Annotated in this window: 24 protein-coding genes and 1 tRNA gene; 12 read left to right on the plus strand and 13 right to left on the minus strand. The window is 62.3% G+C overall.

The genetic code is table 11. The features are described 5' to 3' along the window. Positions 1 to 25: 25 nt before the first annotated feature. The 11 genes from F0A16_RS21745 to F0A16_RS12840 form a co-directional block, all read right to left on the minus strand. On the minus strand, positions 26 to 178 hold the full coding sequence (locus F0A16_RS21745; protein WP_187776004.1) for a hypothetical protein: 153 nt from the start codon (positions 176 to 178) through the stop codon (positions 26 to 28). Then, positions 175 to 468, minus strand: coding sequence for a hypothetical protein (locus tag F0A16_RS12795; RefSeq protein ID WP_149435799.1), 294 nt, complete (start codon positions 466 to 468; stop codon positions 175 to 177). The genes F0A16_RS21745 and F0A16_RS12795 overlap by 4 nt, the downstream gene beginning before the upstream one ends. Positions 469 to 471: 3 nt before the next feature. Then, positions 472 to 1467, minus strand: coding sequence for a TrbL/VirB6 family protein (locus tag F0A16_RS12800; RefSeq protein ID WP_149435800.1), 996 nt, complete (start codon positions 1465 to 1467; stop codon positions 472 to 474). Beyond that, a complete protein-coding gene (locus F0A16_RS12805) occupies positions 1464 to 1757 on the minus strand; it encodes an EexN family lipoprotein (RefSeq protein WP_149435801.1) in 294 nt (97 codons plus the stop codon). Before F0A16_RS12805 ends, F0A16_RS12800 begins: the two co-directional genes overlap by 4 nt. A 9-nt stretch (positions 1758 to 1766) precedes the next feature. Beyond that, on the minus strand, positions 1767 to 2417 hold the full coding sequence (locus F0A16_RS12810) for a TrbJ/VirB5 family protein (RefSeq protein ID WP_149435802.1): 651 nt from the start codon (positions 2415 to 2417) through the stop codon (positions 1767 to 1769). A gap of 2 nt (positions 2418 to 2419) precedes the next feature. Next, positions 2420 to 2743, minus strand: coding sequence for a hypothetical protein (locus tag F0A16_RS12815; RefSeq protein WP_149435803.1), 324 nt, complete (start codon positions 2741 to 2743; stop codon positions 2420 to 2422). Between the two features lie 73 nt (positions 2744 to 2816). Further along, positions 2817 to 3503: a hypothetical protein gene (locus tag F0A16_RS12820; protein ID WP_149435804.1), complete on the minus strand. Its 687-nt coding sequence runs from the start codon at positions 3501 to 3503 to the stop codon at positions 2817 to 2819. Beyond that, complete coding sequence (locus F0A16_RS12825; RefSeq protein ID WP_030073720.1) at positions 3490 to 3723, minus strand: hypothetical protein; 234 nt, start codon at positions 3721 to 3723, stop codon at positions 3490 to 3492. Before F0A16_RS12825 ends, F0A16_RS12820 begins: the two co-directional genes overlap by 14 nt. 565 nt (positions 3724 to 4288) lie before the next feature. Beyond that, positions 4289 to 5014, minus strand: coding sequence for a Cthe_2314 family HEPN domain-containing protein (locus F0A16_RS12830; RefSeq protein WP_149435805.1), 726 nt, complete (start codon positions 5012 to 5014; stop codon positions 4289 to 4291). A gap of 98 nt (positions 5015 to 5112) precedes the next feature. After that, complete coding sequence (locus F0A16_RS12835) at positions 5113 to 6168, minus strand: tyrosine-type recombinase/integrase (RefSeq protein WP_149435806.1); 1056 nt, start codon at positions 6166 to 6168, stop codon at positions 5113 to 5115. Positions 6169 to 6265: 97 nt separating this feature from the next. Continuing rightward, positions 6266 to 6342: transfer RNA gene (locus tag F0A16_RS12840), tRNA-Ile, on the minus strand. Between the two features lie 84 nt (positions 6343 to 6426). Between F0A16_RS12840 and F0A16_RS12845 the strand changes: the two genes are divergently transcribed. From F0A16_RS12845 to F0A16_RS12880, 8 genes are all read left to right on the plus strand, one after another. Further along, positions 6427 to 7035: a hypothetical protein gene (locus tag F0A16_RS12845; RefSeq protein ID WP_239023822.1), complete on the plus strand. Its 609-nt coding sequence runs from the start codon at positions 6427 to 6429 to the stop codon at positions 7033 to 7035. Positions 7036 to 7038: 3 nt separating this feature from the next. Further along, a complete protein-coding gene (locus F0A16_RS12850; RefSeq protein ID WP_149435807.1) occupies positions 7039 to 7785 on the plus strand; it encodes a 4'-phosphopantetheinyl transferase family protein in 747 nt (248 codons plus the stop codon). A gap of 67 nt (positions 7786 to 7852) precedes the next feature. Then, the gene (gene lpxO / locus F0A16_RS12855; RefSeq protein WP_149435808.1) at positions 7853 to 8749 is read left to right on the plus strand and encodes a lipid A hydroxylase LpxO; all 897 of its coding nucleotides are present in this window, start codon (positions 7853 to 7855) and stop codon (positions 8747 to 8749) included. A 212-nt stretch (positions 8750 to 8961) separates the two neighbouring features. Continuing rightward, positions 8962 to 11097 (plus strand): TonB-dependent siderophore receptor, encoded by a 2136-nt coding sequence (locus F0A16_RS12860; protein WP_149435809.1) that lies wholly within the window; start codon positions 8962 to 8964, stop codon positions 11095 to 11097. Positions 11098 to 11522: 425 nt separating this feature from the next. Next, positions 11523 to 13106: a pyridoxal phosphate-dependent decarboxylase family protein gene (locus F0A16_RS12865; protein ID WP_149435810.1), complete on the plus strand. Its 1584-nt coding sequence runs from the start codon at positions 11523 to 11525 to the stop codon at positions 13104 to 13106. Continuing rightward, positions 13100 to 14422 (plus strand): lysine N(6)-hydroxylase/L-ornithine N(5)-oxygenase family protein, encoded by a 1323-nt coding sequence (locus F0A16_RS12870; RefSeq protein WP_149435811.1) that lies wholly within the window; start codon positions 13100 to 13102, stop codon positions 14420 to 14422. Before F0A16_RS12865 ends, F0A16_RS12870 begins: the two co-directional genes overlap by 7 nt. Before the next feature lie 52 nt (positions 14423 to 14474). After that, positions 14475 to 17012, plus strand: a complete 2538-nt coding sequence (locus F0A16_RS12875; RefSeq protein ID WP_275401760.1) for a GNAT family N-acetyltransferase — start codon at positions 14475 to 14477, stop codon at positions 17010 to 17012. A 180-nt stretch (positions 17013 to 17192) separates the two neighbouring features. Beyond that, positions 17193 to 17705, plus strand: a complete 513-nt coding sequence (locus tag F0A16_RS12880; RefSeq protein WP_149435812.1) for an RNA polymerase sigma factor — start codon at positions 17193 to 17195, stop codon at positions 17703 to 17705. Between the two features lie 18 nt (positions 17706 to 17723). Here F0A16_RS12880 and F0A16_RS12885 read toward each other — a convergent pair whose 3' ends face one another. Next, a complete protein-coding gene (locus tag F0A16_RS12885) occupies positions 17724 to 18197 on the minus strand; it encodes a GNAT family N-acetyltransferase (protein ID WP_149435813.1) in 474 nt (157 codons plus the stop codon). Further along, a complete protein-coding gene (locus F0A16_RS12890; protein ID WP_239023823.1) occupies positions 18194 to 19429 on the minus strand; it encodes a hypothetical protein in 1236 nt (411 codons plus the stop codon). The genes F0A16_RS12885 and F0A16_RS12890 overlap by 4 nt, the downstream gene beginning before the upstream one ends. A gap of 150 nt (positions 19430 to 19579) precedes the next feature. Here F0A16_RS12890 and F0A16_RS12895 point away from each other — a divergent pair, with 150 nt between their 5' ends. From F0A16_RS12895 to F0A16_RS12910, 4 genes are all read left to right on the plus strand, one after another. Then, positions 19580 to 20347 (plus strand): ATP-binding cassette domain-containing protein, encoded by a 768-nt coding sequence (locus tag F0A16_RS12895; RefSeq protein ID WP_149435814.1) that lies wholly within the window; start codon positions 19580 to 19582, stop codon positions 20345 to 20347. 158 nt (positions 20348 to 20505) lie between these two features. Further along, positions 20506 to 22257: an MFS transporter gene (locus tag F0A16_RS12900; protein WP_149435815.1), complete on the plus strand. Its 1752-nt coding sequence runs from the start codon at positions 20506 to 20508 to the stop codon at positions 22255 to 22257. Beyond that, a complete protein-coding gene (locus tag F0A16_RS12905; protein ID WP_149435816.1) occupies positions 22254 to 24266 on the plus strand; it encodes a RecQ family ATP-dependent DNA helicase in 2013 nt (670 codons plus the stop codon). The genes F0A16_RS12900 and F0A16_RS12905 overlap by 4 nt, the downstream gene beginning before the upstream one ends. A gap of 88 nt (positions 24267 to 24354) precedes the next feature. Further along, positions 24355 to 25614 (plus strand): putative DNA modification/repair radical SAM protein, encoded by a 1260-nt coding sequence (locus F0A16_RS12910; RefSeq protein WP_149435817.1) that lies wholly within the window; start codon positions 24355 to 24357, stop codon positions 25612 to 25614. The last annotated feature ends 12 nt before the right edge of the window (positions 25615 to 25626 follow it).

Here is a 25626-nt window from a genome sequence, read left to right on the forward strand (position 1 = left end):
CAGCTGTGCTGCTTCCTGTTTGAACTCAGGGCTGAAGGATCGTCGTTGTCTTCTTGCCATATGACACCTCGCTCAAGGTGGGAAGAATACCACCTACGCTGGTGTCCGGTTTCATTGAACCACTACACTCAGCTCGCAGGTCTTCGATCTCTTCGGGTGTCAAGCGCCGGTAGCTCATGAGGTCTCCTTCTGAGATGGATCACGCCGAAGCTCGGGATATATCGTTGCGCGCCATAGCCACTGGAGAACACACACAGCAATACCGGCCACGCAGACAAACAGGGTACGAGCAGCCTCGCCATCGCCAGTAAGAGCGACGCTGACCAAACCAGGCAGTTCAGGGAGCAACGCCACAGACAACAGGATACCCACCACCAGTAACAGGCCCGAGATGACCAGCCCCATCCCACGCTTTACCCGCGCCACGCGGACGCGCCAGGTATCTAACCACTTGATATTGGTATTCATGACTTATCCTCCTGTCATCGTGTTGCCAGCACCGAAACGCTTCTGGTAGGCACGATAGGCAGACTTGGCGCCACGGTAAGGAGAGGTTGCCGCACTGCCTGCTAAGCGTGCATCACGTTGAACGCCGCGATACTGACGGCGGATGGCTGAGGGACGCATCGCGGACATAGCAGAGCCCAGAGCGCCCTGAGTTGCCAATGCCACACCACCGCCCAATGCAGAAGCAATGGCCGGCACCTGCTTCAGCACAAGGATGCCAAGGGCGAAAAAAGCAATCAGATAGGCGCTTGTGGTCATACTGGCCATGCTGCTTGCCGACGACTCCACAATGTTCATGAACGCCTCGCTGACATCGATGACCATGCGCCCAATAGCTGAACCTAAAACCAGCAGCATGCCGAAATTAATCACCATGCCCAGCCAGCTCTCGAAAAAGCGTTGGGTGCTGTTAAACAGCAGGCCGATGATACAGAGCGGACCAATCGCTAGCAGCACTGTCGTTGCCACCTTGCTGGCCAGCAGGAGAAACGCCACTACGATGGCAACACCACCACCAAACACCATGATCAGAATTGCCACCAGATACATGCCGAAATCACCACTCATGACTCCCGCTTTATCCCAGGCCTGATCAGCTACGGCGAGAACGCGGGAGAATAGGCTATCCAAAATGGCCGCTGCGCCTCCATTGGAGCCAGTGATGACTGCAGCTACCTTTTCCGGGCCGTGAGCCAGTACGTCCACCACGACGCCCATATAGGTACCGACCGTCAGCCCCAAAGTCATGATGAAGCCGATGCGAAGGATGCGAAAAACGCCCTCCTGCAAGGGCTCACTGACCTTGCCAAACATCATCAAATAGCCCCAGATGGCGATCCAGACGATCAACATGCTGGTGAACATCGGAGTGATATAAGCGATGAGGTCAGTAGCCGTGTTGACGATGTACTGGTCCAGTGCCTGATCAACGACGGAGAACATGCCTTCAAACAGGTTCATGAGTCCTCCTCGCTTTTGAGGCTAGACAGGTCGAGCTCGAAGGGCTCACCGCTAGACAGTGCCCGCTCCGCCTGGAGTGCATTAATGCAATTCGGCGCCTCCTGGAGTTCGCCAGGGTTGTTGCCACACGTCTCCAGTGTCACCTTGCGCTCGTCGTCATGCGCTTTGTACCAGTCCACGGTCTGCACCGGGCCAGTATCCGGGGTGTCATCAAAACACCCAGTCAGCGCAACGCTGATCAGAACCACAATGGCAATATTTCGTGCGCACGAAATTTTCCTGACATCCATAAGACCTCCTTACCAATCAAGTTCGAACGGTTCCCCTGATGACGCGACGCGCATCTGCTGCACGCGCTGGTTGTGCATCGCCTGATTGGCCTCGGCCTGCGAGCGGAGCATGGACAGCTTGGCCATCTCGTTTTGCAGCATGACCTGTTCGGCGCCGATACGAGCCTGGAGGTCCAGAACGTCTTTCTGGTCAGGGCTGTTGTTGACCTCGGTCACCAAGCCGGTCAGCTCGCTGAAACGCTCCTGCGTCTGTTCCAGCGACTTTTGGGACTGGCCAAGCCAGGTCGCCGTGTTCTGGTTGCCGCTGTCGTACAGGTCCGCCACGTCGCCGGTCAGGCCGTGTTCGCTCGCTCCCCTGATGCCGGCGTCATTCAGCACCTGGTTAAGATCGACGTTCACGGCGGTGTCATAGGCCGAGTCGATGACATTACCCAGGCCACGAACGCCGCTCATGCTGTCCAGCTCCTTGTTGGCCGTTTCGAGCTGGCTTTTCAGTTGCTCAATTTGGTTAAGCATGTGCTGGACCTGCAAAATCTGCTGAGTCAGATTCGACACGTCGATCACGGGAATCCCGCCCGCCATGGCGGGCTGCGATAGAGCGACGGTGGCCGCGAGAGCGACACCAGCGATTTTTCGTGCGCACGAAATTGTGATGCTCATGATCAAACCTCCTTTTGACGATTCTGGCGGGTCTCTTTGGCCTCCAGACGCCGTTTTGTCCTCTGGAGAGTGAGCGACCGTTTTTCAAAATCCAGACTTTTCAGGTCGATGGACTCCATGACCTCTTTCATCTCCTCGATGCAGGTGAAGAAGTCTTCGGGAAGGGCTTCCAGCCCTTCGGTGAGAAAATCGCAAGCGTAACCGGCGATGATCACCAGAGTTTGAATCTCACTCTGGATGGCGTGCTGTTCGACAGCGTGTGATCGGTACAGCCGTGACAGGCCACTGCCGGTGAAGACGGGTGTGATACCCTGTCTGTTAGCCATGTATGCCTCCTATGCAGGCAGTCGTGGTTAGGCGCGGCCGGGGCCATCCCCCCCGTTCCGCGCCGTTTGAATCCTACGTGCGAAGGGTTCTACGCATTTCTTCTACTGCAGGAGCTCCAACTTTGTCGCTGCCGTAGTTTCTGGCTATGAGGTCTGCTCTTTGCTGGCCCAATAACTCAGCCATCTCCGCCCGCGTTAATTTTGATTCGGACCCAATATGACTCTTGGCATTGGCCGCCTCGCTTTTATTTCTTGATGTACTCTGTGTTGTATTCTTTGTAATAGATTTGCCCTTTGGTCGATTCAAGGTTTGACCATCCTGATCACCAGATTGGCCAGAAGGGATAGTAGAATCGACCAAAGGGAAAAACTGGGAATTACAATCACTTCCAGAAGGGTCGTCGTCGAATTTCTCCGCCAGAAGCTCAAGCAAGCGCTCGCAGTTCACCCGATACCACATTTTTGCAGGTACATCTCTCCTTTCCTCTTCCAATACGCCAATTTCCACTAGCGATTTCCTAGCATTAGCCTGCTGCTTTGGAGAAAGCCCTGTTTCTGACTCCCAACTATCTCTGCCACGCTGATTTTTATAAAACCACCCGCCTCTTTCCTCCGCCTTGGTGTTACGCGTCCAGTAAAATGCTTGGCTGAGAAAAACTGCACCAGGAACTGAAACGCCGGGAAGAAGCGTAAATGCGGCATGATAAGCAACTACCCTACCTAGGATCTTCTGTACTACCGAGGGACTAACACGCGCCATATTCAGAAGGCTCCAAATCCAGAGCGTCTTTTACTTGGAGCGTCCGGAAATAGACACGACGCCCTACCTTCACCATCGTCGGCTTCAGCTTTCGAGAGACCTCAGTATCTGAATAAAGAGAAACTCGCACACCATCGGGCGAACGACCAAGAAGATCCGCCAGGTCTGTTATGCTCATCAGTAGGCCGAACCGATCAACAAGATAGTCTTCGACTTTCATGGCTAGCACTCCATCAATCACATATCGATGTAATCAATGCTAACCAAGCAAAGCCAAAGCTCAAGCGCACGCTTCTTTCACAGCAATCAATGCACTATATATTGATTATCAAGGTGTATTATTTTGAAGAAATTACGCGCGCAAATATCAATAAATTTCAGAGACTTAAATAATTAACAAAATTTAACAAATACCACAGCAATGAGGCAAAGGCAACCGAAACGGGGCAATAATAATAAGAATAATAATATCATTATTCTTATTATTATTGATGGATATCTGCATCATTAACGGACTGCTCGCTGGTTCCTTAACCACTGGCAACGAAGCACCAGCATCAGCGCAGCCAACTATAATCAAGGAATTTTTCTATTGGCTTTGAATTCGGTCTAGCTTCGAGACAAGGTCTTCCAGCTTTCAAGAAAGGGCTCTCCAAGACGACAAAATCCAGGAAAATGGCAGAAAATGATGCTTAACTATAGTGAACCCATGAGGCATGTGTCAGGTAAATATCATCACTGTAAAGATGAACAATCAGAGGAAAATTTCCCGACACATCTTTATATCACATCCTCCTACGAATTTCTTTCATGGAGATATAAACCGGAAGCGCCTTTATAAAAAAACCATGAACTTCACCTTGAATCTTATCTAAATGAGCATTGAAGTTTACTTTTTTCTCTTCAATAGCTTTGTTAGTGAAATGGTCAATCACGTCTTGTCCAAACGGTGGCTCTGCCCCATTACTAACAGAAAGCTGATTAGCCTTGTGAACTGCAGATACAGTCAAGAAGGATTCATCATTGTAGCTCCCATGATGAATGATTTTGTTTCGCTCAGTAGAAAACTCTTTACATGCTTTACTTATCCTTTTTAAAGCCTTACAAAGACCATTGTTTTTCACATGTTCGTTAGTAACAACAACATTATGAGTAACACTTTCATTGGCAACCCCCAAGTCGAGCAGCTTTACCGTGAATATTAGACATCTATCATACAAACAAGAGCTTCTTATGAAGTAATTTTCAATAGCATACTCTATGTGCTCGGCCTCATTATATGGAGAATCTTTCGGCAGCAAATCTCTAGAGTTTTCGAGCATTATTATTGATATCTTAACCTTATCAACGGCCGAGCTAATTGCTGACAGCGCCTGCGAGCAACCATATATATATTTATCAAGCTCACTATTGATTGGCACTTGATTACTTCTTGTGTCGATATTTTTTAAAGGATTCTCTTCATCAAGAATAATAGCTCTTTCAATTTCCAATGGTTCATCATCACCCATGACTCATCCTCCATACCTTAAAAACCGAACTTCGTATTCCACTACCTTATCAAATCCAAACAACAGCACTAAATATTATATCACGCGCTATCTACCCGTTAAGTAATCATATCCAGCTTCGCTACCAAATCCTCCGCCCTCAAATGCGTATACCGCCGGAGCATCTGCATGGATTTGTGCCCACTGATCGCGGCGACCTCCTGATCGGATAGCCCCGCCTCCACCAGCCGGCTGACGGCTTCATGACGTAGGTCGTGGAAGCGGAAGTCATCCAGTCGAGCTTGCTTCTTTGCCTGGTTCCAGAGCTTGGTGTACGCATAGGGGCCGCGCTTTCCATCCCTGCCAGGCTCACCGAAGAACACCAGCTCGCAGTCGAACGGTCGTACTGGGTTGTTCAGCGCCTGCTTGAACACCTCTGTGGCGGCCTGGGTCAGCGGTACCAGGCGGGCTTCGTTGTTTTTGGTGTCGGTGAGACGCACCACGCGGCGTTTTACGTCAACCTGGGAGCGAGTGAGGGTCAGGATCTCCGAGGAGCGCATGCCCGTCTCCAGAGCGATTCTGGCGATCCAGGCCAGCATCGGGTTGCTGTGCTGCCGGAGCACGGCGAACAGGCGCTTCTCCTCGTCGGGGCTCAGGCGCCGGTCGCGTCCCTCTCCAGGGCTGGGCTTGCGAATGTTCTGAACGGGGTTGTAAGTCAGGCCCAAGCCCCATTCCTGGATAGCCACGGTGTAGAGGTGGCCAAGCAGGGCGAGCTCGAGGCGCACGGTATTAGGGCTGATGGGCTGCCCCCGGTGCCCCAGACTGTTCAGCCGCGTGTCGCGGAATTTCGCAATTAGCTCCGGCGTCAGGGCCGCGAGGGAATATTTGCCCAAGTGCTCGATGAGCGTAGTGGCTTTATGGCGCTCACTCTTCTGGGTGCTGGGCTTCTTGGTGGGAGTAACGTCGGCCAGGTAACGCTTGAGCGCCGCTTCAAGCGTCATACGTTCGGAAGCACTGCGCTGGATATAGACACCACGCACCATTTCATCTTCGGTGCGGCGGCTCCAGTCCTGAGCGTCACGTTTGGTACGAAAGGTCTTGGCGGTGGTCGGCCAGCCGGTCTTGCGAATGACGGCTTTCCAGCTACCTGAGGGGGTCTTGACGATGGTGGCCATGAAAATCTCCAGGGGGCTGAAGGATCGGCACTGTACCGAAACTGTACCCTTGGAACATGGGACTCACCAGAGAAGATTGCTAAGTCACTGTTTTAAATGGTGGGCCCAGCAGGACTCGAACCTGCGACCAAGGGATTATGAGTCCCCTGCTCTAACCAACTGAGCTATAGGCCCTGAAACGCGGGAGCCGTATGATAACCAAAGCGGTTGGCACAGGCCAGCCGCTATTGCAGGCCATGAATGTCCAGGGAGGACACGATGTCACCGAAACCGATCATTCGCCGCGTCATGGGTATCGGCCTGGCCGCCGGGCTGACCCTGTCCTGCGGCCTGGCCCAGGCGGCGTGGCAACTCGACCCCGTTCAGTCCCGCGTCACGGCCACGGTGACCGAGATCACCAGCGGAGGCGAGTCGATCACCCACGAGCACGCCCTGCGCCGCATGGAGGGCCAGATCAGCGCGGACGGCACGCTGAAGCTGCCCATTCGGCTCAACCAGACCGACGTGCTGGATCGCCTCGGCGATCTGCCACCATGGATGTCCTCGCTCACCAACACCACCCTGGTGACGATCGTCACTCACCTGCCGCCGGAGCGGATCAACTCGCTGGCCGTCGGCCAGTCGACGGTCGAGATACTGACGCTCCGTACCGATTCCAACGGCGAACAGCGCCAGGAGAAGCTGCCGGTGCGGTTTACCCGCGAGGCGGCCGACGTCGTGCGCGCCCGCAATGCCGAACCGGTGTCGCTGGACGGCAGGGAACTGATGAAGAACCAGACCGTGCGTTCGATTCTCTCGTTGATGGGATACCAGCAGATTGGCGACGAGGTGCCGGTCGAGCTGGATGCCGTGCTGGTCGATCGCTGAGCGATGTCCGGATTCGAAGCCGCCGCCACTGCACTGCCGCCGGGGTGCCACTCGCCACTGAGCGAATGGCCCTGGCGGGAGGCTTGGCCCTGGGCGAGGTTCAGTGCCCTGCGTTTCGATCCCGGGATGCTATGCGAAGCCGATCTCGATGCCTGGCACCTCTCGCTACCGGATCGTCTGGCAACGGCAGCGGCCAAGCGTCGGGCCGAATTCCTGGCTGGCCGCCTGAGCGCCCGCCACGCGTTCGCCGAGCTGACAGGTTCACCGGCGACGCCGGCGCAGGATCCCGAGCGGCTCCCCCGCTGGCCAGCGGGTACCGTCGGCTCGATCACCCACAGCCGGGGGTTGGCGGCGGCGGTGGTCGCCGGACAGGAAGCGTGTCGCGGCATCGGCCTGGATGCCGAGGTGGAGATGACCGCTGAACGCGCGCGACGTCTGGCGCCACAGATCCTGGTGGCATCGGAACGCGCCTGGTTCGACGACCTGCCCGGTGAGCGACAGGGGGAGTTCCTCACCGTGGCGTTCTCGCTCAAGGAGAGCCTGTTCAAGGCGCTCTACCCGCTGGTGCGTCGGCGCTTCTACTTTCCCCATGCCCAAGTGACCGCCTGGAACGCCGACGAAGGAACCGTCGCGATCGAACTGCTGGAGACACTGTCGCCGGAGTGGCGGGCCGGCGCTCGGCTGACCGGGCAGGTGGCGAAAATCGACGACTATCTCTTGACGCTGATCGCGATCTCGCGAGAATCGTGAGCGACCAAACTAATTTCACTGAAGCGCGATCGCCCGTGCGATCGGCTCGCCAGCGGAACCTGATCCCATGATCAAGTGGATACTGATACTGCTTTTCGTCGCCAGCGTGCTCTATACGCACTATCGCGGGCGCGTGCGTCACAAGCCGTTGCGCCAGCTCTCCGATCACTCGACCTTCATGTCGCCGATCAATGCGCTGATGACGCTGTTCGGGCGCGACAAGGATCGCCCCTACCACGACCTGCGGAACTACCCGGAGCTCGAACGCCTGACCGGCAACTGGGAGACGATCCGCGACGAGGCGATGGCGCTGCAGGACCACATCAAGGCCTCTTCCCGCTACGACGACGCCGGTTTCAACTCCTTCTTCCGCCGCGGCTGGAAGCGCTTCTACCTGAAGTGGTACGGCGAGAGCCACGCCTCCGCCGAGCAGCTCTGCCCGCGGACCACGCAGCTGTTGGCAGGCATTCCCAACGTCAAGGCCGCGATGTTCGCCGAGCTGCCGGCGGGCAGTCATCTGACCCTGCACCGGGACCCGTATGCCGGCTCCCTGCGCTATCACCTGGGCCTGATCACACCCAACGACGATCGCTGCTACATCGATGTCGATGGCGAGAAGTACAGCTGGCGCGACGGCGAGGCCGTGATGTTCGACGAGACCTATCTGCACCGCGCCGAAAACGGCTCCGAGCAGAACCGCATCATCCTGTTCTGCGACATCGAACGTCCGATGAAATATGGCTGGGCCCGCAGTCTCAACCACTTCTTCGGGCGTACCGTGATGGCCGCCGCCAGCTCGCCCAACGACGACAGCGACCGCACCGGCGGGCTGAATCGCGCCTTCAAGTACATCTACGCGGTGCGGCGCCAGGGCAAGGCGCTCAAGAAGCGCAACAAGTCGCTCTACTACGCCATCAAGTGGGCACTGTTCGCCATCGTGATCATCGCCATCATTGCCTGGTGAGCGGCCGGGCCGGCACACCCCGGCCCTTCCCTCTTCCCTCTTCCCTCTTCCCTCTTCCCCGGATCGTCCGGCACTCGCCGCCCTCACCGTATCGTTCTTCTCTTTTTTGAAAATAATTGTCATTGCGGTTCAGAAACCGGACGCCCCTACGTCTTCTTATTGGCAACACTCATGGATAAGAACGATTTTCATTCAAGGGGAGTCTGTCGTTCATGCATTACGTTCTGCGCTACCCAGCAAGTGCACTGGCCTGCGCCTGCCTGTCGCTTCCCGTCTGGGCCCAGCAGACGGGCGACAACACCGTCGCCACCCCGGCGTCGGCTGAAACCGCCAACCTCGATACCGTCACGGTGACCGGGCAGTCGGCCGCGACCAAGACCGAAACGCCCATCGTCGAGACGCCGCAGACCGTATCCAACGTCGACCGTGCCGAGATGGACGAACGCGGCGTGCGCACGGTGCGCGAAGCGGCGCAGTACACGCCGGGGGTCTATACCAACCAGGTCGGCGCCTCCAATCGGTACGACTATCTGGTCATGCGGGGGTTCTCCGACGGCAGCCTGAGCAACACCTATCTCGACGGGCTCAAGGTGATGGGCGACGCCAACGGCTACAGCTCGATGGTGATCGATCCGTGGTTCCTGGATAACGTCGAGATCGTCAAGGGGCCGGCCTCGGTGCTCTACGGGCGCTCGTCTCCCGGTGGCCTCGTGGCCTTGACCAGCAAGAAGCCGCTGTTCGAGAACCGCAACGAGCTCCGTTTCAGCACCGGCACCAATAGCCAGCGCAGTGCCGCGTTCGACTTCTCCGGCCCGCTGGACGACGAGCGTCGCGTCGCCTATCGCCTGGTCGGCATCGGCAGCAAGGCGGACACCCAGTTCGATCATGTCGAAGAGGAGCGCTACGCCATCGCGCCCTCGATCACCTGGGACGCCACCGACGACACCAGCATCACCCTGATGGCCTACCTGCAGAAGGATCCGGAAGGCGGCTATCACTCCGGCGTGCCCTACGAGGGCGCCGTCAGCCGCCACAACGGCCGCCATATCAGCAACGACTTCTTCGACGGCGAGGCCGACTACGACAAGTTCGAACGCACCCAGCGCATGTTCGGCTACAACCTCGAGCACCGCTTCAGCGACAACGTCACCGGTCGTCAGAAACTGCGCTACCTGAACTCGGACGTCGAGCTGAACCAGGTCTACGGCTTCGGCTGGGTATCGCCGGACTCCAACGAGCTGAACCGCTACTACTCCGGCGGACGCGAGTCGCTGCAGGCGTGGACCGTCGACAACCAGGTGGAAGCGAAGCTCAAGAGCGGTTTCATCGACCACACCGTGCTGGTCGGCGTGGATTATCAGAAGCGCAAGAATGACGTCACCTGGACCTACGGCTCCTTCCCCAATCTCGATGCTTTCAACCCCAGTTATGGTGCGGACCCCGAAGTGCCGGGTATCTACACGTCGGCCGATGAGCGTCATGAACTCAGCCAGACCGGGATCTACCTGCAGGATCAGATGGCGATCGATCAGTGGCGCCTCACCTTGGGCGGCCGCTACGACTGGGTCGATATCAAGAACAAGAACCATCTCAACGATAGCGAAAGCACACTCGACGACACCCAGTTCAGCGGTCGTGCCGGCGCGCTCTACCTGCTCGACAATGGCCTCGCGCCCTACCTGAGCTACAACACCGCCTTCACGCCGACCAGTTTCGTCGATGCGGAAGGCGATCTACTGGAACCCATGGAAGGCGAACAGTGGGAGACCGGGCTCAAGTACCAGCCGCCAGGAAGCCGCGATCTCTATACCTTGTCGCTATTCCGGATCAATCAGGAAAACGTGGCCACCAAGGAGCAGCCCAACGACCCTTATCGCTCCGTAGGCGAGATCCGCTCCCAGGGCATCGAGCTGCAGGCCCGGGCCTGGATGACCGACAACTTCCGACTGCAGGCCGGCTACAGCTATACCGACATTCGCTACACCAAGAGCGACGACCCGGAAGAGGACGGCAACTACGCCATCTATGCGCCGCGCCACCAGGCCAGCCTGTGGGGGCACTATGCCTTTGATCGCGGTGCGCTCGACGGGCTCGATGCCGGCCTGGGCGTGCGCTACTACGCGGATGTCTATGCCGATCGCGCCAACACCGAAACGGTGCCCGACTACACCCTGGTGGATGCCGCGGTGGGTTATGACCTGAGCCAGGTCGGTCTGCAAGGGGTCAGCGCCCGGGTCAACGTCGGCAACCTGCTCGACAAGGAGTACGTGGCGTCGTGCAACTCCCTCGAGTACTGCTACTTCGGCGCGGAGCGTAACGTCACCGCGACCGTTTCCTATCAGTTCTGATCTCACCGGAAGGAAACCCCACACAGACCATTCGACCACGCGGGCGCCTGGCTAAGCTCTGTCTGAAAAATCGGCGAAAGAGGACCGGGCTGGCGCTCCAGTTTACAGGGTGTAAATGAGCATTTTGAGCCGATTTTTAACACCGTATGGTTAAGCGCAGACATTTTTCAGACAAAGCGTAGCGCCCGCCAGGCGAACCGGGAGGCAAGGACGCCTTCCCGTCTCGACTCGCCACGCGACAATCCGGCCCGGCAGTCTCTGGCGGCAACGCCACCGGGCCATCAAGTACGCATCAACGCACTCGAGGTTCATCGACGCGCGCCCACGGCGTCGCGTAGGCCGCGCCTTTGTCCGATGGAACGTCATCTCGGCGATTCCGGCCATCGGCTCAGGCGCCCGAAGAGAGGCAATCAGGAGGATCTGCCATGCGATACGACACGGAGCTTGCTCCCGCCATTGTGCTACCACGCTCCCGGCCCGACGGCCGGAACGACCCGCTGGCCCTGTTCAACGAGCAGTCGCTGGACGCCTACCGCAGCGGCATGCAGCGCTGCGTCGAGCTGGTCCGGCACACCCTGACCCGCGCCCGGAATCCCTGCAGCGGCATCGAGCCCCAGGAGCTGCAGCCCGCCTTCCAAGCGATCGACCTCGACCGACCGCTCGACGATCTCGAGGCCAGTCTCGAGGAGCTGCAGCGGCTCTATCTCGATCACGCCGTGTATTTCCACCACCCGCGCTACGTCGCGCATCTCAACTGCCCGATCACGCTGCCATCAATCCTGGCCGAGGCGATCGCCACGCCGCTCAACACGGCGGTGGAGACCTGGGACCAGAGCGCCGGCGCGACCCTGATCGAACAGAAGCTGATCGACTGGACCGCCGCCCGCGTCGGGCTCGGCGAGGATGCCGACGGCGTGTTCACCAGCGGCGGCACCCAGTCCAACCTGATGGCATTGAGTATCGCCCGCGACAGTGCCTGCGAAGCGATGCCCGGACACGCCGGCAATCGCCATCACGGGCTCCCCTCGAACTTCCGCCAGCTACGCATCCTCACCTCCGAGGTCAGCCACTTCAGCGTGCAGAAGGCCGCCGCGCTGCTGGGTCTCGGCTATGACGCCGTGATCGCCGTGCCGAGTGATGCCAGCAAGCGCATGGATATCGCCGCGCTGCAGGCGGCGCTGAAGGAATGCGACGAGGCGGGGCTGATCCCGTTCGCGATCGTCGCCACCGCGGGCACCACCGACTTCGGCAGCATCGACCCGATTCCCACCATGGCCGAACTCTGCCGCCAGCGCGGCATCTGGCTGCATGTGGATGCGGCCTACGGCGGCGGGCTGCTGCTCTCCCGCCGGCACCGTCACTGGCTCGCCGGGATCGAGCAGGCGGACTCGGTCAGCATCGATTACCACAAGACCTTCTTCCAGCCGGTGAGCTGCAGCGCCTGCCTGGTTCGCGATCGCCGCCAGCTGCGCCACATCACCTACCACGCCGACTACCTCAATCCCCGCGATCAGGCCGAGGGAGGTACCCCGGACCTGGTCAACAAGAGCCTGCAGACGACCCGGCGCTTCGACGCCCTGAAGCTGTGGATGAGCCTGCGCACGCTGGGCGCCGAGCGCCTGGGCGACCATCTCGACCAGGTGATCGAACTGGCGCAGCAGGCCTACCGGGCCATGCGCCAGCGGGACGACATCGAGGTGTTGCTGCCGCCGGCGTTGAGCACGCTGGTCTTCCGTTACCGTCCCGACGACGTGGACGACGACGGCGATCTCGACACGCTCAATCAGCAGATCCGCCAGACACTGTCGCGACGCGGCGAGGCGGTCGTCGCCGGCACCCGGGTCGACGGCCGCTTCCATCTCAAGTTCACGCTGCTCAACCCCATGACCCGCCTCGCGGAGCTGGTGGCGCTGGTCGCGGAGATCGCCCGGATCGGCGAATCGCTGGCACCGTCCCTGACATCGCCGTCCGCTCGTCCATCCCCCGTCTGGAGCCAGTCATCATGCTGAGCCGCATCTACGACTTCATCGCCGTCGGCCTGGGGCCGTTCAACCTCGGCCTGGCCTGCCTGACCGATCCCATCGACGATCTCGACGGCCTGTTCCTCGAGCGCCGTTCGAGCTTCGACTGGCACCCCGGGCTGCTGCTCGAGGACGCCACCCTGCAGACGCCCTTCATGGCCGATCTGGTCACCCTGGCCGACCCGACCAGCCGTTTCAGTTTTCTCAATTATCTGAAATCCCAGGGGCGACTCTACAACTTCTACATCCGCGAGGACTTCTTCCTGCTGCGCAGCGAGTACAACCGGTACTGCCAGTGGGTCACCACGCAGCTCGAGTCGCTGCGCTTCAATCGCGATGTCCAGAGCATCACCTACGACGACGCCGAGCAGTGCTATCGCATCCGCTGCCGCGATACTCGAAAGAACGAGAATCGTATCTACCGCGCCCGCCGACTGGTGCTGGGCACCGGCAACGAGCCGATGATTCCGACGTGCTGCCAGCCGGTGGCGGAGCGCGTGGTGCACTCCTCCCGCTATCTCGATCACAAGGCCGCGCTGCAGGCGAAGTCGGCGATCACGATCGTCGGCAGCGGCCAGAGCGCCGCCGAGATCTATCTCGACCTGCTCGAGGAGATCGACACCCACGACTATACCCTGAGCTGGGTCACCCGCTCGCCGCGCTTCTTCCCGCTGGAGTACGGCAAGCTGACGCTCGAGATGACCTCGCCGGATTACATCGACTATTTCCACGCCCTGCCCGAGGCGACCCGGGACGAGCTGATGCGCCAGCAGAAGGGGCTCTACAAGGGCATCAATCTCGAGCTCATCAACACCATCTACGACCGCCTCTACACCAAGAGCCTGCAGGGCAAGGTGGATACCCACCTGCTGACCTGCGCCCAGCTCGAGAGCTGCCGCTTCGATGCCGCCCATCGCCGCTTCGACCTGACCTTCACCCACACCGAGCAGGACCGGCGCTTCGAACACCAGACGGAGGGCGTGATCCTGGCCACCGGCTACGCGGCGCAGACACCCGCCTTCCTCGCTCCGATCGAGCAGCGGATCCGCCGCGACGGCGCCGGACGCTATGCGGTCAGCCGTTACTACGGCATCGGCATCGACGACGACATCTTCGTCCAGAACGCCGAGCTGCATACCCACGGCCTGGTCGCCCCCGATCTCGGCATGGCGTGCTACCGCAACGCCTGCATCATCCGCGAACTCGCCGGCCGCGAGGTCTATCCCGTGGAGCGCGGCTTCACCTTCCAGGACTTCGGCGCACCCGACGACCGCGTGTTCCAGCCGCAGCGAGCCACGGCATGACCGCTGTCGCGCGCCAGTTCGCCATTACCGTTTGCCGTCAGGAGAGAGACGCATGAATCTACCGCAGAGCCGGCTGCCCGCCGCCAGGATGGGCGACGCCACGGGCAGCGTGAGCGACCTCGAGACGAAGGCCACATCGCCCAGCAGCCTCTATTCGCCCGAGGTTCGCTTTCGTCGCGACTGGCCGGGCATCGGCACCCTTGCCCTTCGCCCCCTCGCGCTGGATCAGGATCTCCCGCTCGTGTACGACTGGGTCAGCAGCGACCGCGCCCGTTTCTGGGGCATGAACGGCGACACCCGGGATCAGGTCGCCGCCTTCTACCGGGACATGCAGCAGAGCGAGGGCGCCCAGGCGTTCATCGGCCTCCATAACGGCCAGCCGGCGTTTCTGGTCGAGTGCTACGATCCCCGCCAGGACCCGGTCGGCGAGCAGTACACCGTCCAACCCGGCGACCGCGGCATGCACTTCCTGGTCGCGCCGAAAGCGCCGGCGGCCACGCCGATCCACGGCTTCAGTCAGGCCGTGATCGATACCATCGTGGCCTTCCTGTTCAGCGATCCGGGGACGCGCCGCATCGTCGTCGAGCCAGACGTCACCAACGACAGGATCCACCCGCTCAACCGCCGGGCGGGCTTCGTCTACGCGGGTGAGATCCGACTGGCGGAGAAGACCGCCCGCCTGGGCTTCTGCACCCGCGAGCGGTTCGAGTCGCTGCACGCCTCGCGGCGCCGTGATACCGCCACGGGCGAAGCCAGCGCCCATCTGCGGCCCGATCGCTGGCGCCGCGCCAATCGCGATCTGCTGTGCAAGGCTATCAGCGAGTTCGCCCACGAGCGTCTGCTGCAGCCGGTACCGGAAACCGAGATCGACGCCGACGGCTGGGCCGATTACGCCCTCGCCACCGACAGTGACGGCATCCGCTACCGGTTCCGCGCGCGCCGGATGGCACTGGATCACTGGTGGATCGACAAGAACACGCTGGCCAAGATGCGCGACGGCGCCTCCCAGCCGCTGGACGTGACGCAGTTCCTGCTCGAGTGCCGGGCGCGGCTGGGCATCGACCCCGCCAACCTGCCGACCTACCTGGAGGAGATCGCCAGCACCCTGGCCGGCATGGCGTACAAGTTCGGCCGTGACGTACCGCCGGCCGCCGAACTCGCGCTGGCCGACTTCCAGACCCTCGAGACGGCGATGAGCGAAGGTCACCCCTGTTTCGTCGCCAACAGCGGCCGGATCGGCTTCGATATCGAGGACTATCACCGCTACGCGCCGGAAGCCGGTGCCGCGATCCGTCCGCTGTGGCTGGCCGCCGCGCGCCAGTGCACCGAGTACAGCGCCATCGAGGGCCTCGATGCCGAGACCCTGTTTGCCGAAGAGCTGGACGCCTCGGTACGGGAGCGTTTCGCCGGCCGCCTGCGGGCGCTCGGGCTCGATCCCGATGACTACCTGTTGATGCCGGTCCACCCGTGGCAGTGGCGCCACAAGCTGGCGATCACCTTCGCCGGCGAAGTGGCCGAACAGCGCCTGGTGCTGCTCGGCGAGGCGGACGACGATTACCTTGCCCAGCAGTCGATTCGGACCTGGTTCAACGTCTCGCGGCCCCAGCGTCGCTACGTCAAGTTCGCGCTGTCGATCCTCAACATGGGTTTCATGCGCGGGCTTTCGCCCCACTACATGCGCGGCACGCCGGCCATCAATGCCTGGGTCGAGAACCTGGTCGCAGGCGACCCGGAACTGCAGGCGCAGGGTTTCAGCGTGCTGCGTGAAGTCGCCACGCTGGGCTATCACCATGCCGGTTTCGAGGCCGCTACCGACAAGCAAAGTCCGTATCAGAAGATGCTGGCGTGCCTGTGGCGGGAGAGCCCCTATACCCGCATCGCACCCCATCGGCGGCTGACGACCATGGCTGCGCTGCTGCACCGGAACGCCGATGGCGATGCGCTGCTGCCGGCACTGATCGACGCCTCCGGCATCGGCGCACGCAACTGGATCGAGCGCTATCTAGCGGCCTACATGACACCGCTGCTGCACTGCTTCTACGCCCATGACCTGGTGTTCATGCCCCACGGCGAGAACCTGATCCTGCAGCTCGAGGATCACGTGCCGGTCGGCGCGATCCTCAAGGATATCGGCGAGGAGACCGGCATCTTCGACAACGGCCAGTCGCTGCCGGAAGCGGCCCGCCGCATTGCGGTGGAGGTGCCGGAGCACCTCAAGATCCTGTCGATCTTCACCGATCTGTTCGACTGCTTCTTCCGTTTCCTCGCCGAGATCCTGGTGGCCTCGAACCAGCTCCAGGAGGACGATTTCTGGCAGTTGGTGGCGGCGTGCGTGATCGATTACCAGCGGCGGCATCCGAAATTCGCCGACAAGTTCGAACGCTTCGATCTGTTCGCGCCCGACTTCACGCTGTCGTGCCTCAACCGTTTGCAATTGCGCAACAACCGCCAGATGATCGACCTCGCCGATCCGTCGAAGAACCTGCAGTTCGCCGGTACGCTGGTCAATCCCATCGCCGCCTGCCGACCCACTCCCGCCGCCTCGGGCGGAGACAACGGCGAGCGCGAAGTGCGGGTGGTATCGACCTGAACCGCCCCAGGCGGACGCGTTGCCACGGCCGGGCGCGCCCTCGCGGCGCCCGGCCAGCGACGGCTGCAATGCGACTTGCTGCCGATACGACTTAACGCCAATGCCCCTTATTGATAACGATTCTCATTTTTGCCATGATCGCGGCACTTCATTTGTCGTCTTGCCCTCGGGGCCGTCATCATGCGCGAAGCAATGTTCGAATTCCTCTATCGTCAGCACCACCACGAGTTGCTCGGCTTTCTCGATCGCCAACTGGGTTCACGGGACCAGGCCGCCGATCTTTGCCATGACGCCTACCTGCGTCTGCTCGACGCGCCCGTGCGCCGGGTGCTCGACAATCCCCGCGCCTATCTCTTCCGTATCGCTCGCAACCTGCTGATCGACCATCGGCGCCGCCAGCATCCCGAACTGATCGCCATCGACGCACTGGAGCCGGTACTGGTCTGTCCGCGCGTCTGCCCGGAGGCCGATGCCTGCCAACGACAGTGTGTCCATCAGCTCACGCGGACGTTGGATGCACTCCCGGCACGGCTGCGCCAGGCACTGATCTGGCACCGGCTGGAAGGGTTGACGCAGCGCGAAATTGGCCAGCGCCTCGGCGTCTCGGAGCGCATGGCGGGACGCTATATCGCCCAGGCGATGACCCGCTGCCAGGACGAGCTGGAGGCGCTGGACGGCGAGCCACGGCACTGATTGCCGGTGATCGGCCAGTCAGCCTTCGGCCGACCGATGGCCGGCTCGGTCGGGATACCACGCCATGCCGATGGCATGAGGCGCGGTGGGCTCGAAACCGAACTGGGCGTAGAGCCGGTGGGCCTCGCCGTCCGCCAGCAGGCTGACGAAGGCGTTATCCGGCGCCTCGCGCAGGATATAGGCGCGGATCTCTCCCATGATCCGCTTGCCCAGGCCACGCCCTTGGTGCGCCGGCTGCACGGCGATATCCACCACCTGATAGAAGCAGCCGCCGTCGCCGACGACGCGGCCCATGCCCACCGTCTCGCTCCCCTGTGCGCCCTCATGAACGACCTGCACGGCGAATAGGCTGCCGGGCAGGCCGCGCTCGGCACCGGCGGTACTGCGCGGGTTCATGCCGGCCTCGCGGCGGAGCCGCATATAGGTCTCGATATCGGGCGGCTCGAGAACCAGGCGATAGGCTTCTTCATCATCGCAGGCGTCGTGTTTCATAACGTGGGATCCACTCTCGCATCGTTTTCCGGTCGAGCCTGCAGTGTGCCATCGCCAGGCGAGCGCTGCCTGTTCGTCAGCCAGCGCGGCGTTCTCGAGGTCGCTTTCAGCAACGGCATCAACAGCCACAGCAGCGGCGCCAGCACCCAGCGATAGACGAACCTGGCAACGATCAACAGCGGCAATAGCACCATCACCCAGATCAGGAACTGCCCCAGCCACACCGGCCAGCCAAGCCACCGCGAGACGTTGGCCCCCAGCGCGCTGACCAGACTGGGATGACGCACGACCACGTAGGCGGTGCCGGTGATCGCCGCAACCTTGGCTGCCCGCGAGAGATTGACGAAGCGTCCGCCACCGACCAGCATGCTGCGCCCAGTTGCCCGCACGCCCTGCCCTTCGGCGGCGGCGCCCACACGAGCCGTGCGTCCGGCCCGCAGCACCTTGACTGCGCTGGTCATCACCAGCAGGTCGACACCCGCCCAGCCGATATCGGCAACCCCGATCGCCTCGCCGCGTCGCCACTGGCTCTCCAGATCGCGCAGGCCGCTGGTGAAGAGATCACCGAGGTCGCTCACGACGCGCTCACTCTGCAGCCATTGCACCTCGCCGTCGGGATCGACCACGAACTGCTGCAGGAAAGCGTGGCCCTTGGCGTCGAGAATGGCAATGGCGACCTGGCCGCGGCGCACGGGCGTCAGCGATGTGTCGGCCTTGTCGCTTTCCTCTGGGATCGCGTTTTCGGCCTGACTCGCGTTTTTGGCCGCACCGGACGAGTCTCGAGACTCGCTCTCCTCGTCCTCGCCCCACCAGCGGTCGAGCTGCTCGCTGGCCTGACGATAGCGGGTTCCCAGCCAGTGCTGCGCCCGCAGCGTGGCGATGTCGTGATCGCGGTAATAGACCAACGGCAGGACCGCATCCGCACCGTAGCGCACCAGCACCCGCTGGAACGCCGGATCGAGTCCGTAATCGAGCAGTGCCTTGCGGGCCAGATCACCGTGGTTCTGGATCGCCAGCCAGGCGCTGGCCCACAGCGCCGGCTCGTCGGCGTAGCCCAGGAAGAGCGCATTGATCTCCGCCGACTCCTCGGCCAGCCCATCCGCCAGCGACGGCAGCGCCCGCTGGGTCTCCAGCCTCACCAGGCGTGGCTCGAACGGTTCATGGGAGGCCACGGCGGAGAGCACGCCCGCACCGACGAGCGCGAACAGCGCAATCGACGACCACACTTTCATGGGTTCATGCTCCTCGAACAGGGTTATTCGGCAGTCAACGGACGCTGCCAGACGATAAACAGCGACAACCGCCTTTGATAACCGTTCGTATTTGAATTAGGATTGCATTCCATCACGTGACCCACCACTCACCGCGAGGTTGCCCCTGCCATGTTCGAAGTCCAGTCGGCGAGCTTCGAGATTGCGGGCAAGACACTGCTCTCGCCTATCGATCTCACCTTCGGTGAAGGCCGGGTCTACGGCCTGATCGGGCACAACGGTTCCGGCAAATCGACCCTGCTGAAGCTGCTCGCGCAACAGCAGCCGGTCAGCCAGGGCGGCATCCGGCTCGATGGCCGACCGCTGTCGCAGTGGAAACCCCGCGAGTTCGCCCGCCACGTCGCCTACCTGCCGCAACATCTGCCCAGCGCCGAGAACCTCACCTGTCGCGAGCTGATCGGTTTCGGCCGCTACCCCTGGCACGGCCTGCTGGGCCGCCTCAACGGCCATGACCATCAGCAGATCGAACGCGCCATCGCCCTGACCCATACCGAAGCCTTCGCCGACCGCCTGGTCGACACCCTCTCCGGCGGCGAGCGCCAGCGCGTGTGGCTCGCCATGCTGCTGGCCCAGGGCAGCCGCTACCTGCTGCTCGACGAGCCGCTGGCCGCGCTGGACATCGCCCATCAGGTCGAGGTGCTGGCGCTGGTGCGCAAGCTCTGTCGCGAGCTGGGGCTCGGCGTGATCATCGTGCTCCACGACGTCAACATGGCCGCACGCTACTGCGATCACCTGGTCGCCCTGCACAGCGGCAAGCTCCTCGCCGAAGGGGCGCCCGCCAGCATGATGAACGATATCAACCTGGAAGCCATCTACGGCATTCCGATGCGGGTCATGAACCACCCCGCCGACGCCTGCCCCATCGCGGTGCTGCAGTAACCGCAACGCCGACACCTATCCCTGATCGACATATGGCTTGCCGGTAAGCGATAGCACTGGACGCTCGCTATCATAGACAGGATGCTAACCTTTAGCGCTGGGCCTTGTCCGCTCGCCCGGTCGTGCCTTCCGATTCGCCTCCTGTCTGCGAGCTTGTCATGCTGCAACCCGTTTCCCGCCAGAGCGACCTGACCCTCGAACCCGAACAGACGCCGCCACGCCCGGCGGATGTCAGCACCTTCGCCCCGCTGGGCGTCCCCGCCTTCCGCATGATCTGGATCGCCAACCTGTTCGCCAACCTCGGGTTGTGGGCGCAGTCGGTGGCGGCGGCCTGGGTGGTGACCTCGAACGACGGCGGCGCGGTGGCGGTGGCGATGATCCAGGTCGCGGCGGCGCTGCCGCTGGTGCTGATGTCGATCGTCACCGGCGTGATCGCCGACAACTACGATCGCCGCAAGGTGATGCTGTTCGGGCTGGGCATCGAAGTGCTCGGCGGGCTGTTCGTCACCGCGATCGCCTTTCTGGACCTGCTCTCGCCGGCACTGCTGATCGCCTCGATTCTGTGCGTCTCCATCGGCGGTGCGATCACCACGCCGGCCTGGCAGGCGGCGGTCAACGAACAGGTACCGCGCAATCTGGTCTCGAGCGCGGTTCTGCTCAACAGCGTCAACTACAACGCCGCCCGCGCCATCGGCCCGGCCATCGGCGGGCTGCTGCTGGCCGCGGTGGGTCCGGCGTGGATCTTCCTGCTCAACGTGCTCTGCTTCTGCGGGCTGATCGCCGCGCTGTGGCGCTGGAAGCGTGCCGTGCTGCCCAAGTCGCTGCCGCCGGAAAGGATCTGGGAAGGGGTCAAGGCGGCGCTGCATTTCGTCCAGTACTCCAGCGTCACCCGGCTGGTGATGATGCGCTCGTTCATCTTCGGGATCTCCGCCAGCGCACTGTGGGCACTGCTGCCGCTGCTGGCCCATCAGCATCCCAGCGGCAGTGCCTCGCTCTACGGCTATATGCTCGGGGGCCTCGGCATCGGGGCCATCGCCGGCAGCACGCTGGTCAACCGGGCGCGCCAGCGGGTCGGCAGCAGCCGCCTGATCAGTTTCTCCGCCATGCTGCTGGGTCTGGTGATGCTGGCACTGGGCGGTCTCGATACATTGTGGGTGCTGTTCCCGGCACTCATCGTCGGCGGCAGCTGCTGGATCGCGGCGGTGGCATCCTACAACTCCTCGGTACAGATCCTGGTACCGGACTGGGTCAAGGCGCGGGCGCTGGCGCTGTATCAGACCGCGCTCTACGCCGGGCTGACGCTGGGCTCGCTGCTGTGGGGGCAACTGGCCGACGGGCTGGGGGTCCAGATGGCGCTGATGCTGGCCGGCACGCTGCTGATCGTTTCGGCGCTGCTGCTGCTTCCCTCCAGGCTGCCGAACCTGGACGCCGGCGATCTGGTCGAGGCGCCGGAAGCCCACACCGATCGCCCCGATTTCGAGTTCGACCCGGCGCGGGGCTCGGTGATGGTGACAGTCGAGTACCGCATCGACGGTGACCACCTGCGGGAATTCGCCCGCGCGGTCCGCCCGCTTCGCCGGCTGCGGCTGCGCAATGGCGCCAAGCGCTGGTCGCTCTATCGGGATGTCGTCGATCGCGACCTGTGGCAGGAGGTCTTCCTGGTGCCCAACTGGCTGCAGCATCTGCGCATGCTGGATCGGTTGACCCTGGCCGACCGCGCCATCATCGATCGGGTCACGGCGCTGCACAGCGGCCCGGAGGCGCCCCGCCTGCGTCACGGCGTCAGCTATCGCTCGTCGCGGCACGCCCAGCCTGCCTTGACGCCACACCAGACCGAACCGCCCACCGACGAGTCGGCCGCAGACCGTTCGCTGGATACGACCGCGCCGTGGCCCCAGGAGAGAACATGACCCAGGCGAACATCGAAAGCGCCCGCAAGACCCTGCTCGACGTATTCGGCTTCCCGGCCTTTCGCGGCGGCCAGCAGGCCGTCGTCGAACGCGTCATCGCCGGTCGCTCCACCGCGGCGATCTTCGCCACCGGCGCCGGCAAGTCGCTCTGCTATCAGCTGCCGGCGCTTCACCTGCCGCATCTCACCCTGGTGGTCTCGCCGCTGCTGGCCTTGATGCAGGATCAGTTGGCCTTTCTCCAGCGTCACGGCTTGGCGGCCGCGAGCCTCGACTCCACCCAGGATCGCGACACCGCCCGCGAGATCATGGAGCGCGCCCGCAGCGGCGAGTTGAAGATCCTGATGGTGTCGGTGGAGCGGCTCAAGAACGAACGCTTTCGCCACTTCCTGCGTCAGGTGGCGATCTCACTGCTGGTCATCGACGAAGCGCACTGCATCTCCGAGTGGGGACACAATTTCCGGCCCGACTATCTGAAGCTACCGGATTACCAGCGCGAGTTCGGCATCCCCCAGGCGCTGCTGCTGACCGCCACCGCCACGCCCGCGGTAATCGACGACATGCGCGCCAAGTTCGCCATCGCCGAGGAGGATGTCGTCACCACCGGCTTCTATCGCGACAACCTGGAGCTGCTGGTGCAGCCGGTAGAGGCCGATAACCGCCTGCCGGCACTGGTCGACTGGCTCGTCCCGCAGCAGCAGCCTGGCCGTGAAGCGCCCACCATCGTCTACGTCACGCTGCAGCAGACCGCCGAGTCGGTGGCCGGGGCGCTGGCGAGCCGGGGCCTTTCGGCCCGCGCCTATCATGCCGGCCTCGACAGCGAGACCCGGGACCGGATCCAGCAGGGCTTCATGGACGGCGAGATTCCCTGCATCGTCGCCACCATCGCCTTCGGCATGGGGATCGACAAGGGCGATATCCGCAACGTCATTCACTACGACCTGCCCAAGTCGATCGAGAACTACAGCCAGGAGATCGGGCGCGCCGGGCGTGACGGCAAGCCGTCGCGCTGCCTGATGCTGGCCGGTCGGGACGGCCTGCGCGTGCTCGAGAACTTCGTCTACGGCGATACCCCGGAGCGCGAGGGTATCCGCCACGTGCTGAGCGAGATCGCCGACGCCGGCCGCCAATCGGCGCGCCAGTGGCCGGTGCTGCTCAACACGCTCTCCCGCGACAGCAACGTCCGTCTGCTGCCGTTGAAGACGCTGCTCGTCCGGCTCGAGATGCATGGCGTCATCGTACCCCGCTTCGCCTACCTGGCCGAGTACCGGCTGCGCTATCTCGACGAGACCGCCAACCTGGTCGTGCGCTTCGAGGGCGAGCGCGCCGACTTCGTACGCCTGCTCGTCGACAACATCGCCATCGCCAAGACCTGGGGCACGGTGGATTTCGAACGACTCCATCGGGCCGGCGAAGCGGCGGGGCTCGACGCCTCGCGCGCGAGGGTCATCACCGCACTGGAGTATTTCCAGGACAAGGGCTGGGTGGTGCTGGAAGGCAAACGCATGACCGACGTCTACGAGGTGCGCCAGCCCAAATTCGACATCGACGCTCTGACCGATCGACTGCTGGCGGAGAGCCAAGCCCGGGAGCAGGCGGAGATAGACCGCCTCCAGGCCATGCTGGACCTGTTCGAATCGGACACCTGCCTGACCCGACGGCTCGCCGCTTACTTCGGCGACACGCGATTCGAGCACGATGACGCGCCAATGGACTGCGGCCATTGCTCGGTCTGCCATGGCCATATCGCGCGTCTGCCGGGGGCGCCGTCCTTGCCCGAGCTAACCGATGCCGACTTCGCCCGCCAGGCCGGGCCGTTCATCGAACGCCACCGCGAACAGCTCGGGACGTTGCCCGGCGCGCAGCGCATCGCCCATTTCCTGTGCGGACTGTCGATGCCAGTGTTCACGCCGCTCAAGGCGCGGCAGTTGAACGGGTTCGGCGTCCACGAGCAGCGACCCTACCCCGAAGTCAGGGCGTGGGTCGAGGAACAGATAGCCCAAGCAGGCTGAACGCTTCAACCATTCCAACTTGTCGATCTCGGCGTTCTCGAATACTGTATATTCAGACAGTATTCGAGACGGGCCACAGGATTGCCGCATGGAACTGATCGACAAGCTCTCCATCCTCGCCGATGCCGCCAAGTACGATGCCTCTTGCGCCAGCAGCGGCGCGCCCAAGCGCTCGTCTCGCGGCAAGACGGGGCTCGGTTCGTCGAACGGCATGGGGATCTGTCATAGCTTCACCCCGGACGGGCGCTGCGTGTCGCTGCTCAAGGTGTTGCTGACCAACTTCTGCCTGTTCGACTGCCAGTACTGCGTCAACCGGCGCTCGAGCAACGTGCCGCGAGCACGCTTCACGCCGGAGGAAGTCGTCCGCCTGACGCTGTCGTTCTACCGTCGCAATACCATCAGCGGGCTGTTTTTGAGTTCCGGGATCATTCGCTCCAGCGACTACACCATGGAGCAGCTGATCCAGGTGGCCCGGCTGCTGCGGGAGACGCACCAGTTCCGGGGCTACATCCATCTCAAGGCGATCCCGGAGGCGGATCCCAGGCTGCTCGAGGAAGCCGGGCGCTACGCTGACCGGCTCAGCGCGAACATCGAATTGCCGACCCTGACCGGCCTGAAGACGCTGGCCCCGGAAAAGGAGCTCGACACCATCCACTCGGCCATGAGCCACATGCGCCAGCGCATCGATGCCGCCAACGACGATGCCGAGCGGGACGCGAAGCGTCTGCCGCGCAGCGCCAACCCCAAGCGCATGGCGCCACGCTACGCACCCGGCGGCCAGAGCACGCAGATGATCGTCGGTGCCGATGCCACCGATGACCGCACCATCCTCCAGTCCGCCCAGCACCTCTACCGCGACTTCCGCCTCAAGCGCGTCTACTACTCGGCGTTCAGCCCGATTCCGGAGCGCCCCGCAGGGCTGCCCCAGGCCGCGCCGCCGTTGCTGCGCGAGCACCGGCTCTACCAGGCCGACTTCCTGATCCGTGGCTACGGCTTCCGGGCCGAGGAGTTGCTGAACGCACCGGGCAACCTGGACCTGGAGATCGATCCCAAGCTGGCCTGGGCACTGGCACACCGCGACGATTTTCCGGTCGACCTCAACCGCGCCGAGCCGGCGATGATTGCCCGCGTTCCGGGCATCGGTCTGCGCAGCGTGCAACGGCTGGTCGATCTGCGGCGGCTGCGGCGCATCCGCTATCAGGACCTGGTGGCGCTGCGGTGTCGCCTGGAGACCCTGCGGCCATTCGTGGTGACCCAGGACTATCGCCCCACCGATGCCCAGCGCGACAGCTCGCGCCTGCGCCAGAGCCTGACCCAACCCCAGCCGGCGCAGATGGCGTTGTGGTAGCGCCGCCTTCCG

The sequence above is a fragment of the Salinicola corii genome (assembly GCF_008298015.1).
GTDB classification, from domain to species: domain Bacteria; phylum Pseudomonadota; class Gammaproteobacteria; order Pseudomonadales; family Halomonadaceae; genus Salinicola; species Salinicola corii.